Origin of the sequence: Paenibacillus sp. 1-18 (assembly GCF_000520755.1) — a bacterium.
Classification (GTDB): Bacteria; Bacillota; Bacilli; order Paenibacillales; family Paenibacillaceae; genus Paenibacillus; species Paenibacillus brasilensis.
On the sequence record NZ_ASSB01000195.1, the window covers coordinates 53,360 to 68,815 of the forward strand.

Consider the following 15,456-nt stretch of genomic DNA (forward strand, 5'->3'; position numbering starts at 1 on the left):
AATACAGGAGGTTACACCTTTGTTCAGCAATAAAGAAGCATTCAAGCAGGCTTTTCGAGAGCAACTGGTCGGAAGGCTGGGCAAACCGATGCAGGAAGCTCAGGCGGAAGACGTATACAAGGTTTTGGGCGGTATGATCCGCGAACAGGTCGGCAAGAAATGGGCGGAAACGAACCAAGCCTATAAAGAAGGACAAGAGAAGCAGGTCTATTACTTTTCCTTGGAGTTTTTGATAGGCCGTCTGCTGGGCAACAATTTGCTGAATTTGGGCGTATTGGATATGGTTCGGCAGGCCTTGGGAGAATTGGGCTGGGACTTGGAAGAAATCGAAGAGCAGGAGGCGGATGCCGGGCTGGGGAATGGCGGTCTTGGTCGTCTGGCTGCTTGCTTTATGGATTCGCTGGCATCTCTCGGCTATGCAGGACATGGCTGTGGTATCCGGTATAAGTACGGTCTGTTTGAGCAGCGGATTGTAGACGGAAATCAGGTAGAGCTGCCGGATTATTGGCTGCAAAAGGGGAATGTATGGGAGGAACGCCGCCCTGACAAGAAGGTCGAGGTTCATTTTTGGGGACGAGTGGAGACTCGTGAACAGGATGGCCGTCTTATATTCGAGACTCAGGATGCCGAAACGGTCTGGGCTGTTCCGTATGATATTCCGCTGGTGGGCTATGGACACGCGCAGGTGAACACGCTGCGGATTTGGAGCGCCGAGTCGGCGCTTGACCCCATCCGGGGACCGATTCGGGGCGAGGGTGGCTATTATCGCTTTCTCGACTATAACCGCTCGGTGGAGTCCATCTCGGCCTTTCTCTACCCGGATGACTCCAATTATGAGGGCAAGCTGCTTCGCCTGAAGCAGCAGTATTTCTTGTGCTCGGCTGGATTGCAAAGTATTTTGCGTACGTTCGAAAAGCTTCGTTTACCGTACAGCCAATTGCCTGACAAGATTGCGCTGCACATTAACGATACACATCCAACGCTGGTTATACCCGAACTGATGCGTATTCTAATCGACGTGAAGGGCTTGGGCTGGGACGAAGCATGGGATATTACGACCCGGACGGTTTCGTATACCAACCATACGATATTAAGCGAGGCCTTGGAACAATGGCCTGTCAATATGGTGCGGGAGCTGCTTCCTCGTATTTGTTTAATTATTGAAGAAATGAACAAGCGTTATTGCGCTATGCTACTGGAGCGTTATCCAGGTCAGGACATCAAAATTGGACTGATGGCGATCATTCACGGTGAACAAATCCGCATGGCCCATTTGGCTATTGTCGGCAGCTATAGCGTCAACGGGGTAGCAGCCTTGCACACACAAATTTTGAAGGAACGGGAAATGAGGTCGTTTCACGAGCTGTACCCGGGGCGTTTTAACAATAAAACGAACGGGATTGCCCATCGCCGCTGGCTGATGCACGCGAATCCCGAGCTGGCAAGCTTGTATGATGAAACGATCGGTACACGCTGGAGAACCCGTCCACGCGAGCTAATCGACCTGCTTCGTTACAGTGGGGACGAGTCGTTCAAAGAACGAATTCAGATAATTAAGAGAGATAATAAAATCAGGCTGTCCGAGCATGTGTTTGCCAAACACGGTGTCCGACTGGATACGTCCTCCATTTTTGATGTACAAGTCAAACGGCTGCATGGCTACAAGCGACAGTTGCTTAATATTTTGCATGTTATGCATCTGTACAGCCAGCTCAAAAATAATCCTTCGCTGGATATGGTGCCACGCACGTTTATTTTCGGGGCTAAAGCAGCTCCGGGCTATTTTCTCGCCAAACAGACGATTAAGCTGATTAACAATGTGGCGGATACGATCAACCGGGATGTGGATGTCAGGGACAAGCTGAAAGTGGTTTTCCTTGAAAATTATTCAGTTTCGTTGGCAGAGCTGATCATTCCTGCAGCGGATGTCAGTGAGCAGATCTCTACGGCAGGCAAGGAAGCCTCAGGCACAGGAAATATGAAATTTATGATGAACGGCGCACTCACCCTGGGGACATTGGATGGAGCCAATGTTGAAATGCATGAAATGGTGGGCGATGCCAACATGTTCATTTTTGGATTAAAGGTGGATCAGATCGAAGCATATGTTCAGGACGGCCAGTATTCAGCACGTAAAACAGCCAACAGTGACGAAAGACTGCGCGAGGTGCTGGATCAACTGGTGAACGATGCCCCTTTTACGCGGCATGAACGAGAATTTGAGGCCATTTATCAATCCCTGATTGATCACAATGATGAATACTTTGTGCTCAAAGACTTCGCAGCCTATGTGGATACGCAGGTTTATGTGGAGCAGGTGTACCGGAATCCGTCCGAGTGGACGCGGCGAGTGATTGTGAATATGGCTCACTCCGGCAAATTTTCCAGCGATTGCACGATTCAGCAGTACGCGTCGGAAATTTGGGACATTGTGCCTCTTGAAACCGATGTCAACAAGCGAATCTTGTCCTAAAAAAGCAAAACAGGCGGAATAGCATTGCTTTTCGACCGCTGAGGGTTATAATGACAGTATAAACCTAAGTAAGGTTGGGGGGCTGTACAACCTCATTCCCGAACTTGAATAGTACTGTTAAAGGAGTCCTCCTATTGATAAAGCTCAATCCGAACAGGCTCAAACCTGATAAATCCAAGAAGAAATATAATATGTTCCAAAATATATGGCGGGCGATTCGTCTGAATTTTATCAAGCTGTTGCGTGCGCCCGGTGGCGTCAAAAAAATCTCCTTGGGCTTTGCCATTGGCTTTGGGCTGGAGATGGTTGTGATTTCCACAGCTTCTCTGATCTACCTTGTGTTTTATCCCATTGTTCGGTTGTCCGGCGGTTCGATGCCTGCGGCCATTGTAGGTAACGTCGTAGGCAAGCTGACCTTTTTACCGATTGTGCTGATGCCGTTCGCCAAGCAGATTGGGGCTTGGATTTATCCATCCCATTTTCCAGGACACGTCAGAGGCGGTCGACTTCACGAGCATTCTTTTATGGAGCTGTTTCATGGCAACTGGTCTGTATTCAGAGACTTGCTGCACGGAGGGCTGCACATTCTGATTGGGATGTCGGTTTTCGGTGTGGTACTGGGCATTATCTCGTATTTTGTCATTCAAGTCTTGTATAATCGTTCGCTGCACAAACGGCTGGAAAAACGGAAATTGCGTCATGGTGCAGCCTTTTCAGCGGCCAGACTGCTGAAAAATGGATAACGTAGTGAATAAGAAGCTCCTTAAGCCTAATAATTAGGTCTGAGGGGCTTCTTTTTTACGTAGACACAGCAGGAATCGACTAAATGAAAAAATGGAATTCTATCACTGCAGCCGCCGCGGCAATATCAATCCTTTTGGGAACGGCTCCGGTTGCAATGGCACAGCAGCCCGCTGCTGCCACAGCTCAAAACGTACAAACTTCTGTTAACCTAGACCAAACCGTTACCAAGCGTTTAACGGAGGTCCTGAACACATTAGCAGGGAAACAAACGATAAAGTTTACAAGTGCAGACACTTCTTTTAACGCATGGACTGTAAACGGTACCTTGAGCGGGATAGCGAATGCAGATTTTATCCAAAATTATGATACGAAGAAAGGAATCGTGCAGTCCACCAGCATCATCTATGGTGCCGCTGATCTGGATAAGGTTATGGATCATAACCTGCGCAGCAAGGTTGCATCGTTCCTGAAATCATTCGATACCGATAAGGTTTTTAAAACGGAAGCCATCTGGCGCGTATATTCTCCGGTTGACGAAGAAGGGCTTCAAAATTATTGGGTGCTGTGGGGGATGACCAAAGCATTTATATTGACCTTGATCATGGAAATCAAATAACGGCCAGCTTTATGTATTCGCTCAAAGACTTTAAAGCTGCCCTGACCAACAAAGCACACCGTTCCCTTAAAACACTTGGTATGACCACAATTAAGCCATTTGAATATGTGCTTCGTCAGCAGGAAGGCAAGGATACTGTCTGGAACTTCCGGGATGATAATGAATTAAACAACGTACTGATTGGCATAAAAACCGGTAAAGTATGGTCCGTAAAAAGTGAGTATGGCATGGACTGGGATGGGGACAAGGACTTTGTCAAAGCATTTGCCAAGCCAAAGCTCAGCAAAACCCAGGTGCTTGCAGCCGCCAAGTCGAAAGTACAATCCCTTTTTGGAATTAACCTGAAAGGGTACACCGTAAAAATTAAAGATAACGTGTATACATTCTCCAAAAAGGGCGCAATTACCGTTGTGGGAAAAATCAATAAAAAAGGAGCATTTTATTCACTGGAGGCTAAACCTGCAAACGGTGTTCGAAATTAAGTAGGATCATAGTTCCCCTAATTGGCTTCATCCACTCAAATCGTTTACAATACGTGTGCATACAACACTGGACGATAGGTTAATGTACATACAAGGAGTGGTGAGGTTGCGGAAGATATGGCAAATCTACTTAACAGACTGGAAGAATGTATTCAAAGTATCGACCGGGACTTTATTAGTCATTGGCATCATTCTTTTGCCTTCCGTCTATGCATGGGTGAATTTGAAAGCAATGTGGGACCCGTACGCAAATACATCAGGTATTAAAATTGCAGTAACGAGCCAGGACCAGGGTGCTGAGGTGAACGGGAAGAAAATTAATATCGGCGACGAGGTTTTGCATAACCTTCAAAATAACAAGAAGCTGGGCTGGACGTTTGTGAATGAAGCAGAGGCACGAAAAGGTGTCCTAAACGGTGATTATTATGCCAGCCTGCTCATCCCCAAGGATTTTTCAAAGAAAATTACGAGCGTGCTTACGGAAAATCCGCAAAAGCCTGAGATTGATTACGCTGTAAATGAAAAAATCAATGCAGTTGCTCCGAAAATTACCTCCTCGGGGGCAACCTCTCTGACCAACCAGATTAGTCAAAACTTTATTGAAACAGCCAGTCAGGCCGTGTTGACTAAGCTCAAGGAAGCCGGGGTCAAGCTGGAGGAGGAACTGCCTACCATTCGCAACATTGAGAACCGGGTGCTGGAGCTGAACAATCGCCTGCCGGATATCGACAAATTAGGCAAACAGGCTATTGCGCTGGAGCAGAATTTGCCCAAAATTAAGGCGCAGGGGCAAAAAATCATTGCCCTAAAGGAGAAAATTCCAGAAATTAACCGCGCCGGCGATCTGGTGCTTAAAATAGACAAAAACCTGCCTGAGCTGGATAAGGTAGCGGCGGTTATTTTGGATATACAAAAAAGACTGCCAGACATTCAAAAGGCCGGAGATCGGATTGTTGAGCTGGATCAAAACTTTGGCAAGGTGGAAAGCGCGTTGGCCACTGCCCTGGAGGATACACAAACGTCTCTTAAGGTCATTAATGCTGCACAGAAAGCACTACCGGAAGTACAGAAGATTGCGGATACAGGCAAGGATTTTACAACCGGCTTACTTGAATTTCTGGATAAAAACGACGGTGCACTCGACTCTATTGGAACGCTGGTCAAGGAGGATTTGCAGCTCGTACAGCACATTGCAAATGAAGTTTCCGAGATTACAGGCATCATTCGTGGTGTGGATTTTGATCCTAAAGCAGCACAAGCTGCGGCGAATCGGGTTAGCGGAAGGCTGACGACTGCCGTAGGTGTGCTGGATCATATTTCTCAGTTGTTGAACCGTGTGAACGGGTATTTGCCTAGTCAGCCTCTGAATTCGCTTATTTCCCGCGTGGACGGGTTGAAGGATCGTCTTGGTCGCCTGAACAGCACGGTGACAAGCATTGGAGATGCCATACAGCGTGGCGAGAAGCCTGCACAAAATTTGCTGGATGACGCTGACCGCCTGGCCGGAGAGGTAAGCAGCGGAATTGACAGCATTTTGAGCAATTATGATACGGAGTATGCGCCCGCTATCCAAAAGGCACTGGATCAAATTAAAACCATTGCGCGCAATTCAGCCAATGTACTGAAAACCGCTCAAGAGCAACTGCCGAATATTGAAAAGATATTAAATGATGCACAGGCTGCCGCGGTATTCGGTCAGGAAGAGCTGACTCGTCTCCAGCAGGATTTGCCAGAATATAGGCAGAAGCTGCATGAAGCGGCTACGACGATTCAGGGGCGCATGGGCGAATTCACGACTGCTGTCAACAAAGCGGCAGATTTCGTAAAAAACGATTTGCCTACGGTTAAAGGTAAAATTCATCAGGCGGCAGAATTTGTACGTAACGATTTACCGAAGGCGGAGCAACAGTTTGTCAAAATGGCTGACTTGATTGAAAACAAGTTCCCCGAAGCAGAAAAAGCGGTACACCAGGTTGCTAATTTTGTGAGAACGGATCTTCCAGCTGCCGAGGATTCGATACGTCACGCGGCTGACACGATTCGTAAGCTGAGAGGTGAAAACGCACTCGGACGAGCGATCGCATTGCTCAAAGGGGATGTGAAGAAGGAAAGTGATTTTCTCGGCAGTCCGGTAGCGCTGAAGCAGGAGCGAATATACCCGATCCCGAACTATGGCTCTGCGATGTCCCCTTTTTACACTACATTATCTATTTGGGTAGGTGCGATGCTGCTGGTCTCGATGTTCAGGGTCGATGTGGAGGACCCGGAAGGCCAATATAAAAGCTACCAAGTATATTTCGGACGGCTGATGACGTTCTCTACGATTGGTATTTTTCAGGCGCTGAGCGTGTCTCTAGGTGATTTGTTCCTGCTCGGGGCGTATGTGGATGCCAAAGTAGCATTTGTACTATCGTCTATGCTGATCAGTCTGGTGTTTACGGCGATGACCTATACGTTGGTTTCTGTGTTCGGCAATATCGGGAAGGGTCTGGCGGTCATTCTGCTGGTGCTTCAATTCTCTAGTTCAGGAGGGACATTCCCGGTTGCGACGAGTACACCGTTTTTCCAGGCGCTGAATCCGTTCGTACCATTTACCTATGCGGTTAGTCTGCTACGGGAAACGGTAGGAGGGATGCTGCCTTCAACGGTAACACGAGACGTAGTGATGCTAATTGTATTTATCGGAGTTTGCTTCCTGTTTGGATTGGTGCTTAAAAAGCCGCTCAGCAAGCATACGAAAAAAATGGCCGAGCGTGCGAAAGAAACGAAATTAATTCCTTGATTGTTAAAAAAAGAGAGAGTTACGGTGGTTGAAGTGAGCGGGCTTCGCGAAGGATTTGATCTTATGATCGCTGTTGCCACGGGATTCTTTGCATTGGATAGGACATGAAAAGGTAAGAATCCCGTGGCAAAGGCGAACGCTCCGCTTCTCCAGATTTAAATCCTCCGCTCCGCTGGCAACCACCGTAAAGTCACTTTCTTTTAACATTCGGCGGGTAGTACGAGGGGATGGCCTCCGCATGTAATGCTTCGGCATAATGCGAGGGCTTTTTGCTATACATAGAGAAGTAATTTGTGTTCAAGGGTGTTTCAAAGTGGTTTTTTCTGGTGAATGAAATGGGTATGGTCTTTTTAATGGAATTTTTGCTGAATTTTAAAATCCTTAGGCAAAGGCGGGAGGTAGTATGGAATATTCATACTTGGGCAAGTCAGGCCTGAAGGTTAGTCGGTTATGTCTGGGCACGATGAATTTCGGACCGGAAACCGAAGAAAAGGATGCGTTTAAAATCATGGATGCCGCGCTGGATGCGGGCATTAACTTCTTTGATACAGCCAATGTATACGGGCATGACCGCAAAGGATGGACAGAGGAAATTATTGGACGCTGGTTCCAGCAGGGTGGTGGAAGACGTGAGAAGGTCGTGCTGGCGACGAAGGTATACGGGGATATGAAAAATGAAAATGACGGACCGAACGCAGGCTCAGGCTTGTCTGCATACAAAATTCGCCGTCATTTGGATGCTTCTCTGCAACGTTTGCAGACCGATCACATTGAGCTATACCAAATGCATCACGTTGATCGTAACGTGTCCTGGGATGAACTGTGGGGCGTATTTGAATCCGTTGTGGATCGGGGACAAGTGGATTATATCGGTTCCAGTAACTTTGCGGGCTGGCACATTGCGGTGGCGCAGGCCGAAGCAAAGGCACGACGCTTTTTAGGTCTTGTATCCGAGCAGCATCTGTACAATCTGAATGAACGCTCTGCTGAGCTTGAAGTATTGCCGGCGGCTCAGGAACTGGGACTTGGAGTGATTCCTTGGAGCCCGTTGGCAGGTGGACTATTGGGACGTAATGCGTTAGCAGGTACAGGCTCCCGTAGCGCACGCGCCAAGGAAAAAGTGGAACAGAACCGTGCAAAGCTGGAGCAGTTTGCAGCATTGTCCCGCGAGCTGGGCGAGAAGGAGGACGTGATTGCACTGGCCTGGGTATTGTCCCATCCGGCTGTAACCGCTCCAATTATTGGCCCGCGGACCTGGGAACAGCTGGAGGATGCTCTGCGGGTGCCTGAGGTCAAATTGACTGACGATGTTCTTGCCAAGCTGAACGAGATTTTCCCTGGCCCGGGCAAACCTGCACCGGAAGCTTACGCTTGGTAATCCGAGCACAATCATCGCAAAAAGGCAGCAGATTAGGAGTTATCTCTTTAATTAGCTGTCTTTTTTATACATAACAGTAAACGCTAAACAGTGTCTATCTTTGTGGGTATCATTTGAGGGTCTGGTTTCTTCTGATGTGTAACATAGCTGTGCAGAACCATGCCGAGGATGACGACAAACATACCCAGCCAAGATAGAAGTGACGGAAAAGGTATGGATAAAAAGATCAGTTCTCCCATTAATGCGAACAGAACTTCCAGAGATTGTGTTGCTTCAACTGTCGCCAGCTTTTGCATATTTCCGCGAACCTGATCCGTAGCTTTAAAAAATAAAACTGTTGCAATCACTCCTGAAAATATGGCCACCAGAGCAGACTGTATTGTCTGATCCATGCTTGGCATTCCTGCACTGAACACTCCATATATCGAAAGCAGTATCCAGAAGGGCAAACTGGCTAAAGTCATCCCGAGCACACGTTGATAGGCATCTAACCGTCCTGCACAGACCTCCATCATTTTGCGATTACCCAATGGATATGCGAAGGAGGCAATGATGACCGGCAGGAGGCCAAATAAAAAATCCTGCGCAGAAATGGATTGTGCCTGCTCAACTTGCATGAGAAGAATTCCAATGAGAATAATCAGAGACATCATAAGTCCCTGGATGGGAATTTTCCCGCGTGTTTTTACTGGGCCGTTCTCCGTTTGTACAACCTCTGTAAATAATGGCACAAGCAGAGAACCCGAAATAATAGTAATTTGCCAAGTACCCGCGATCAGCCAACCCGGCGAATAAGCCGATGCGAAGCATAATGGAGCATAAAATAAGCCAAATCCGATGAAGCTCCACAACAGCCACGTTCCCGGTCGTTCCTTCATAACGTCCAACAGAAGCCTAAGCTTCTGTTGGCTCAAAACAATGACGAATAAAATAGGAATCATAAACACATACCGCAATGAAGCACTCCAAATCCAGCTCCCGCCAGACAGCTCCATAGACCGATTGGGAACAAATGTAAAAGCAAAAAAGAAAGCAGCCAACACACCTAGCCAAATAGATCGCAATATATTCACCTTATTCTTTAAATTTCGTTATTACCCATAATAATAACTTTGAATCGTTTTATTTCAAGAGCTTCTTCATCGTTGACAAGGCAAAACGGATACTGTATGTTACTACATACCAGATTTAATAGTAATTATTACGATTAAAAAAAGAATGAAAAACCAATCATAAAAGGAGCATATCATCAATGAATAAGAAAGCAATACCGGTAACTGTGCTGAGCGGATATTTGGGTGCAGGGAAAACGACGATTTTGAATCATGTATTAAACAATCGGGACGGTATGAAAGTGGCGGTAATCGTCAATGACATGAGTGAAGTAAATATAGATGTCGAACTGGTTAAAAAAGAAGGAGGCCTGTCCAGAACAGAGGAAAAACTGGTCGAGTTGTCTAATGGCTGTATATGCTGTACATTGCGTGAGGATTTATTACTGGAGGTTAAGAAGCTGTCAGAACAGGGTGAGTTTGATTATATTTTAATTGAATCAACAGGAATTAGTGAGCCTGTGCCCATCGCTCAAACCTTTACGTACATTGATGAAGAAACGGGCATTGATTTGGCCTCCTTGGCAAAACTGGATTGCATGGTCATCGTGGTCGATGCGAACCGCTTCTGGCATGATTTTGAATCGGGAGAAACGCTTCTGGACCGCAGGCAGGCTACTGGTGAAGACGACACGCATGATATCTCGGATTTGCTGATTGACCAGATTGAAACGTGCGATGTACTGATTCTGAATAAATGCGATCTGGTTCAGCCTGTGGAGCTGGACAAGCTGGAGGGTGTGCTGCGCAGATTGCAGCCTGAAGCCAAAATCATCCGTACTTCCAAGGGACAGGTGGCTCCTGCGGACATTTTAAACACGGGATTGTTTAACTTTGACAAGGCCAGCCAATCCGCCGGATGGATTCGTGAGCTGGAGCTGGAAAGCCATACCCCGGAAACGGACGAATATGGTATTCATTCCTTTGTGTATCGGCGCAGAAGACCGTTTCATCCAGCCAGATTGGCTGAATTTATGAGCTATTGGCCGGAGGAGGTCGTTCGTGGGAAAGGTTTAGCCTGGATTGCAACCCCTCAGGATTGGGCGGCCAGTATTAGCCAGGCAGGCCCATCCATTCAGTTCGGACCGGCGGGAAGCTGGCTTGCGGCGTTGTCGGAGGAAGAACGGCAGGAGATCGTCGCAGCCAATCCTGAAGCTATGGACCATTGGGATGAGCAATGGGGCGACCGCATGAACGAAATTGTCATGATCGGCATCGGAATGAAGCAATCGGACCTGGAAGCCGAACTGGATCAATGTCTGCTAAGCGATAAGGAAATGGACATGGACTGGTCAGGCTTTGAAAATCCATTGCCATGGCCGACAGACGACAATTCTTCGTCTCTGAATTAAACAGGATGTATAGCTATTAACATATTGATATTAGCGAATCCATTCAGCAATGAAGTTCATACATTTTTTGGCGGCTGGAGCCATGCTCTTTAAAGAAGCAGCGGCAATACCAATGGAACGTGAATATGGCCCATCCAAAGGTCGAATACAAAGTTCATAAGGATTTTGAACTAAAATCATTTCCGGAAGAATACTTACGCCCAGTCCGTTTTGCACCATAGCCATAATGGCATGATCATCTTCTAATTCATATTTGATTGTCGGAGCAAACTTGTGCTGAGAAAAAATTCTCCATACATCGGTGTCGCAGCCAGAAGCAGGCATAATGAAGGGCTCATCGAGGAGTTGATCCACGCGAATGGTTGTTTGCTCCCGAAGCATGTGATTAGATGGCAGTACACACAGCATTCTTTCTTTTTTTAGCGGCAGTACTTCCAGTACGTCTAAAGTAGGCAGATTAACGAAGCCAAAATCAGCTTCTCCGCTGGCTATCCAATTCTCAATCTCATGGTAGTTACCGTCGAGCAGTTTCAGTTCAATAAGTGGGAACTGCTCGTTGAATTTATGAATAATACCGGGCAACCACTGGATGGATACACTTGAGAACGTACCTATCTTTACGGTTCCGGTCTCCAGTCCTTTGATTAGAGCAACCTCTTGATAAAGCCTTTCGTTCATTTGTACAATCTCTCTGAAATGCTTCATCAGACGTTCTCCGTTGCTGGTCAATTTGATGCCTGAACGTCCTCTGATCAGCAGAGTCAAGCCCAATTCATGTTCCAAACCGGAAACAGCATGGCTAATGGCGGATTGTGTAAGGTTGAGAAGTTCTCCCGCTTTGGTAAAGCTTCCTGTTTCTACAACACTAAGAAAGACCTTATATTTAAACAAATTCATGTGGCCTCCTACGTTAAATGAAATATATTCATACATAGTATCATATATATTCATTTTTTTTATCTTAGTCTTGTGGTTATAATCGAACTTAAGAAAAAAACTATTTCATTTCTGGGAGGTACCTATGAATTCAATTGCAAAAACGCCACAGCCCCCTTATTATGCTGCTATCTTTACTTCTGAACGTACTGAAGGAGATGGCGGATATGGAAAGATGGGAGACAAAATGGAGGAACTGGCTGCCGAACAACCTGGTTTTCTGGGCGTGGAAAGTGTTCGTGACCAAAATGGAGTAGGCATTACAGTTTCCTATTGGGAATCTTTAGAGGCTATCAAAGATTGGAAGCATAACGAGATGCACAAGGCAGCACAGGAGAAAGGGAAAGCCGAATGGTATAAAACGTTTGGTTTAAGAGTCAGCAAGGTAGAACGAGATTATTTTTTCACAATATAAATAGGTTCAATACCAAAAAGTTAGTGCTTGAGGCATCAAGTCGAATCTGGGGATCGGTATGCTGGTTGTGCATCTGCCAATTCTCGAGAGGATAGGTCCTTCCCTAAGAAGGTAAAAAGGAGAGTAAACGGTTCTATTCATATTCAGTTCATAAATGTGGGTTATCCTCTCTATAGAAACCGTTATAGGGAGGAAATGATAGTGGATTATACAGACAGAAAAGAGGCCTTGGCCATTGAAGCAAGGGGACTCGTTAAAGTATTTGGCAATAAGCACGCGGTTAACGGTGTCGATCTGAATGTGCGTGTTGGAACGATCTACGGCGTGCTTGGTCCTAATGGAGCAGGCAAGACGACTACCATCCGGATGCTGTCAACGTTATTGCGGCCTGATGGTGGATCGGCGCGCATCTTCGGGCATGATGCAGTAAAGGAGCCACAGGTTGTTCGTCAATTGATCGGCGTGACAGGCCAGTACGCATCGGTCGATGAGTCGCTTAGCGCTACCGAGAATTTGATTATCTTCTCCAGACTGCTCGGACTGGGGCGTGCCGAGGCACGTCATAAGGCAGCGGAGCTACTGGAGGAATTTGGCTTGACAGACGCGGCCAAGCGACCGTTAAAGTATTTCTCTGGGGGCATGCGCCGCCGGCTGGATTTGGCCGCCAGTCTCATTGCCAAGCCGCCGTTGATCTTCCTGGATGAGCCGACTACCGGGCTGGATCCGCGCACGCGTGCCCAGATGTGGGACACGATCCGGCGTCTGGTCAAGACAGGTTCCACTGTACTGCTCACTACCCAGTACCTTGACGAGGCGGATCAACTTGCTGACCGAATCGCGGTGATCGACCATGGTCGGGTAGTTGCCGAGGGTACAGTGGACGAACTGAAAGCAGCAGTGGGGGCATCGACTCTGCAACTCAAAGTGCAAAATCAACACGACATCGAGAGGGCTGCTCAGATCGTGGAACAGGTGCTTTCAGTTAAGCCTAACGTGTCGGTGGAGGATGGAAAGATCGTTTCTCCGATGGCCAATGTTGATCGGGTGACGGACCTGCTGATCGCCCTCCGTACCGGAGAAATTCACCTGGTAGAGATGAGTGTGCAGAAGCCAACGCTTGACGAGGTGTTTCTGTCCATCACTGGCCAAGGGGGACAAGTAAATGAGCAGCAGACGGCCCAAGGAGCGCATGCTGTGGAGGGGGTGAGAGCATGAAGAACGCTGCTGTTATGACAGGTTCTGATCGCACACTGAAAAAGTCTGTGAGTTTCGGCCAGGCGTTTGCCAACTCCATGACGATGGCCTACCGGGGCATTCTCAAGATCCGGCATACTCCCGAGCAATTGTTTGATGTCACGCTCCAGCCGATCATTTTCACCCTTATGTTTACCTATATCTTTGGCGGCGCCATCTCAGGAGACGTGCAGCATTATTTGCCGGTCATCATTCCAGGTATCCTCGTACAGACTGTAATCTCGACCTCCGTCGTTACCGGCGTTCAACTGCGGGAGGATATGGACAAGGGCGTGTTCGACAGGTTCAAGTCACTCCCGATCGCGCGTATTGCGCCCTTGGCTGGAGCTCTGCTGGCCGACAGCATTCGATATACGATTGCGACTGTACTTACCTTCACTATGGGGTATATATTGGGGTATCGGCCAGAAGGAGGACTACTGAGTGTCGCTATCGCCGCGCTTCTGGTCATCGTGTGTTCCTGGGCAGTCAGCTGGATTTTCGCCTTTTTTGGCGTGATTGCCCGCACGGCTTCAAGTGTACAGGGCATATCCATGATTGTTTTGTTTCCGCTCACTTTTGTTTCCAACGCATTTGTGCCTGTGGACACAATGCCTGGCTGGCTGCAGTGGTTTGTGAACGTCAACCCGATTTCGCATCTGGTGAATGCGGTCAGGGAGCTTGCGAATACGGGAGTGATTGGCGGGGAACTGGCGATCTCCCTGTTTGGTGCTGCAGTTATTGTGGCGATCTTCGCGCCGCTTACGGTGCGTGCTTATATGCGTAAAGCTTAAGATAGCGTTCTTCTTGACGAGGACGAGAGGTTTAAGGCAGAGTTAGTTAGGGGAGATTGTAATGACGCGTGTATTGGTCGTTGATGATGATCCGCATATTCGTGAACTGGTCGGACACTTTTTGCGACTGGAAGGTCTGGAAGTAGTTGAGGCGGTGGATGGTTTGAACGCGCTGCGAATTTTTGACGAAATCAAGCTCGATTTGCTTGTTCTTGATATCATGATGCCGGGAATGGATGGCTGGGAGCTGTGTCGTAAGCTGCGCGAGCAGACCGACCTGCCGCTGCTTATGCTTACAGCCAAAGGCGAGACATCACAGATCGTAAAAGGCTTCGCGCTCGGAACGGACGACTATCTTGTCAAACCCTTCGACCCCATGGTGCTTGTCGCACGTGTGAAGGCTTTATTAAAACGCTATCGTATCATGGCTTCAAAATCGGTGACTGTCGGGGATCTTGTCCTGCACAGCGATACATTTGAGTGCCGGGCTGGGGAGAAGGAGATTACCTTGCCGCGCAAGGAATTTGAACTGCTCTTCAAGCTTGCCAGCTATCCTGGAAAAACCTTTACCCGCGACCAGTTGATCGAACAGATCTGGGGTTATGATTACGAGGGAGACGAAAGAACGGTTGATGTGCATATCAAGCGCCTTCGGGTACGGTTTCCGGAGGCAAGCCACTCCTTCCGGATCCGTACGATCCGGGGCTTGGGTTATCGGCTGGAGGTGCAGCAATGAAGCGGGAACCGGGGTTCCTCCATATCCTCGCGAGAGTCCTGCTGGTATTATTGGTGTTGTATCTTAGCTGGGCTGCGGCGTTTTTTATTACGGCGGCGATCTATTCGCGCATGTTATGGGCTCCCCATGATTTGTTTGTCTTTCTTATTAATGCGACGCTGGGCTTTTTCTTCTTCGGTATCATCAGCATGACTGTAAAGCGCTTCATTCAGCCTAAAGAGCAGCACGTTTTTACCGAAATGATCGACGCTTTAAAACGCATCTCTCAAGGGGACTTTCACATTAATCTGGATTGGGACCTCGGCGGGAGGAACGGTAAAAATCGGAGGCCGCATCCTTATATACAGCTGGTGGACAGCATCAATGATATGGCGGCAAATCTTAAGGCTATGGAAGAACTGCG

At 47.8% G+C, this 15,456-nt stretch carries 13 protein-coding genes and 1 pseudogene; 12 read left to right on the forward strand and 2 right to left on the reverse strand.

The genetic code is table 11. From position 1 onward, the window contains the following. Positions 1 to 19: 19 nt before the first annotated feature. The 6 genes from L693_RS0111855 to L693_RS0111875 all read left to right on the forward strand — a co-directional run bounded on the left by L693_RS0111855 (position 20) and on the right by L693_RS0111875 (position 8,475). Positions 20 to 2,473: a glycogen/starch/alpha-glucan phosphorylase gene (locus tag L693_RS0111855; protein ID WP_025717421.1), complete on the forward strand. Its 2,454-nt coding sequence runs from the start codon at positions 20 to 22 to the stop codon at positions 2,471 to 2,473. 191 nt (positions 2,474 to 2,664) lie between these two features. Beyond that, positions 2,665 to 3,216 (forward strand): DUF2062 domain-containing protein, encoded by a 552-nt coding sequence (locus tag L693_RS0111860; protein ID WP_049825142.1) that lies wholly within the window; start codon positions 2,665 to 2,667, stop codon positions 3,214 to 3,216. Positions 3,217 to 3,299: 83 nt separating this feature from the next. Further along, positions 3,300 to 3,833 carry a hypothetical protein gene (locus L693_RS31390; protein WP_231503629.1) on the forward strand — a complete coding sequence of 178 codons (534 nt, stop codon included), beginning with the start codon at positions 3,300 to 3,302 and terminating at the stop codon, positions 3,831 to 3,833. Beyond that, entirely contained in the window at positions 3,773 to 4,315 is a 543-nt protein-coding gene (locus tag L693_RS31395; protein ID WP_231503630.1) for a hypothetical protein, read from the forward strand. The genes L693_RS31390 and L693_RS31395 overlap by 61 nt, the downstream gene beginning before the upstream one ends. Before the next feature lie 106 nt (positions 4,316 to 4,421). Then, on the forward strand, positions 4,422 to 7,097 hold the full coding sequence (locus L693_RS0111870) for a YhgE/Pip domain-containing protein (protein WP_025717423.1): 2,676 nt from the start codon (positions 4,422 to 4,424) through the stop codon (positions 7,095 to 7,097). Positions 7,098 to 7,500: 403 nt separating this feature from the next. Then, positions 7,501 to 8,475, forward strand: coding sequence for an aldo/keto reductase (locus L693_RS0111875; protein ID WP_025717424.1), 975 nt, complete (start codon positions 7,501 to 7,503; stop codon positions 8,473 to 8,475). Between the two features lie 83 nt (positions 8,476 to 8,558). Here the strand turns inward: L693_RS0111875 and L693_RS0111880 are convergent, their stop codons facing one another. Beyond that, positions 8,559 to 9,539 (reverse strand): DMT family transporter, encoded by a 981-nt coding sequence (locus L693_RS0111880; RefSeq protein WP_025717425.1) that lies wholly within the window; start codon positions 9,537 to 9,539, stop codon positions 8,559 to 8,561. Between the two features lie 188 nt (positions 9,540 to 9,727). Between L693_RS0111880 and L693_RS0111885 the strand changes: the two genes are divergently transcribed. Further along, on the forward strand, positions 9,728 to 10,939 hold the full coding sequence (locus tag L693_RS0111885; protein WP_025717426.1) for a GTP-binding protein: 1,212 nt from the start codon (positions 9,728 to 9,730) through the stop codon (positions 10,937 to 10,939). 30 nt (positions 10,940 to 10,969) lie between these two features. Here L693_RS0111885 and L693_RS0111890 read toward each other — a convergent pair whose 3' ends face one another. Further along, positions 10,970 to 11,836, reverse strand: coding sequence for a LysR family transcriptional regulator (locus L693_RS0111890; protein WP_025717427.1), 867 nt, complete (start codon positions 11,834 to 11,836; stop codon positions 10,970 to 10,972). A 124-nt stretch (positions 11,837 to 11,960) separates the two neighbouring features. On the opposite strand from L693_RS0111890, the gene L693_RS0111895 reads away from it, so the two are divergent. From L693_RS0111895 to L693_RS0111915, 5 genes and pseudogenes are all read left to right on the forward strand, one after another. Continuing rightward, the gene (locus L693_RS0111895; protein ID WP_025717428.1) at positions 11,961 to 12,290 is read left to right on the forward strand and encodes an antibiotic biosynthesis monooxygenase family protein; all 330 of its coding nucleotides are present in this window, start codon (positions 11,961 to 11,963) and stop codon (positions 12,288 to 12,290) included. Positions 12,291 to 12,485: 195 nt separating this feature from the next. After that, on the forward strand, positions 12,486 to 13,505 hold the full coding sequence (locus tag L693_RS0111900; RefSeq protein ID WP_025717429.1) for a daunorubicin resistance protein DrrA family ABC transporter ATP-binding protein: 1,020 nt from the start codon (positions 12,486 to 12,488) through the stop codon (positions 13,503 to 13,505). Beyond that, positions 13,502 to 14,317, forward strand: a complete 816-nt coding sequence (locus L693_RS0111905) for an ABC transporter permease (RefSeq protein WP_025717430.1) — start codon at positions 13,502 to 13,504, stop codon at positions 14,315 to 14,317. The genes L693_RS0111900 and L693_RS0111905 overlap by 4 nt, the downstream gene beginning before the upstream one ends. Positions 14,318 to 14,378: 61 nt before the next feature. After that, on the forward strand, positions 14,379 to 15,053 hold the full coding sequence (locus L693_RS0111910; protein WP_025717431.1) for a response regulator transcription factor: 675 nt from the start codon (positions 14,379 to 14,381) through the stop codon (positions 15,051 to 15,053). Further along, positions 15,050 to 15,456: pseudogene (locus L693_RS0111915) on the forward strand (two-component sensor histidine kinase); the annotation flags it as partial. The gene L693_RS0111910 and the pseudogene L693_RS0111915, both read left to right, overlap by 4 nt.

What these genes read in the sequence shown, in the direction of transcription:
- L693_RS0111910 (WP_025717431.1), top strand. Translation starts at nt 14,379, where the DNA reads ATGACGCGTGTATTGGTCGTTGATGATGATCCGCATATTCGTGAACTG.
- L693_RS0111890 (WP_025717427.1), bottom strand. Translation starts at nt 11,836, where the DNA reads ATGAATTTGTTTAAATATAAGGTCTTTCTTAGTGTTGTAGAAACAGGA.
- L693_RS0111860 (WP_049825142.1), top strand. Translation starts at nt 2,665, where the DNA reads ATGTTCCAAAATATATGGCGGGCGATTCGTCTGAATTTTATCAAGCTG.
- L693_RS0111875 (WP_025717424.1), top strand. Translation starts at nt 7,501, where the DNA reads ATGGAATATTCATACTTGGGCAAGTCAGGCCTGAAGGTTAGTCGGTTA.
- L693_RS0111895 (WP_025717428.1), top strand. Translation starts at nt 11,961, where the DNA reads ATGAATTCAATTGCAAAAACGCCACAGCCCCCTTATTATGCTGCTATC.
- L693_RS0111885 (WP_025717426.1), top strand. Translation starts at nt 9,728, where the DNA reads ATGAATAAGAAAGCAATACCGGTAACTGTGCTGAGCGGATATTTGGGT.
- L693_RS0111905 (WP_025717430.1), top strand. Translation starts at nt 13,502, where the DNA reads ATGAAGAACGCTGCTGTTATGACAGGTTCTGATCGCACACTGAAAAAG.
- L693_RS0111900 (WP_025717429.1), top strand. Translation starts at nt 12,486, where the DNA reads ATGATAGTGGATTATACAGACAGAAAAGAGGCCTTGGCCATTGAAGCA.
- L693_RS31390 (WP_231503629.1), top strand. Translation starts at nt 3,300, where the DNA reads ATGAAAAAATGGAATTCTATCACTGCAGCCGCCGCGGCAATATCAATC.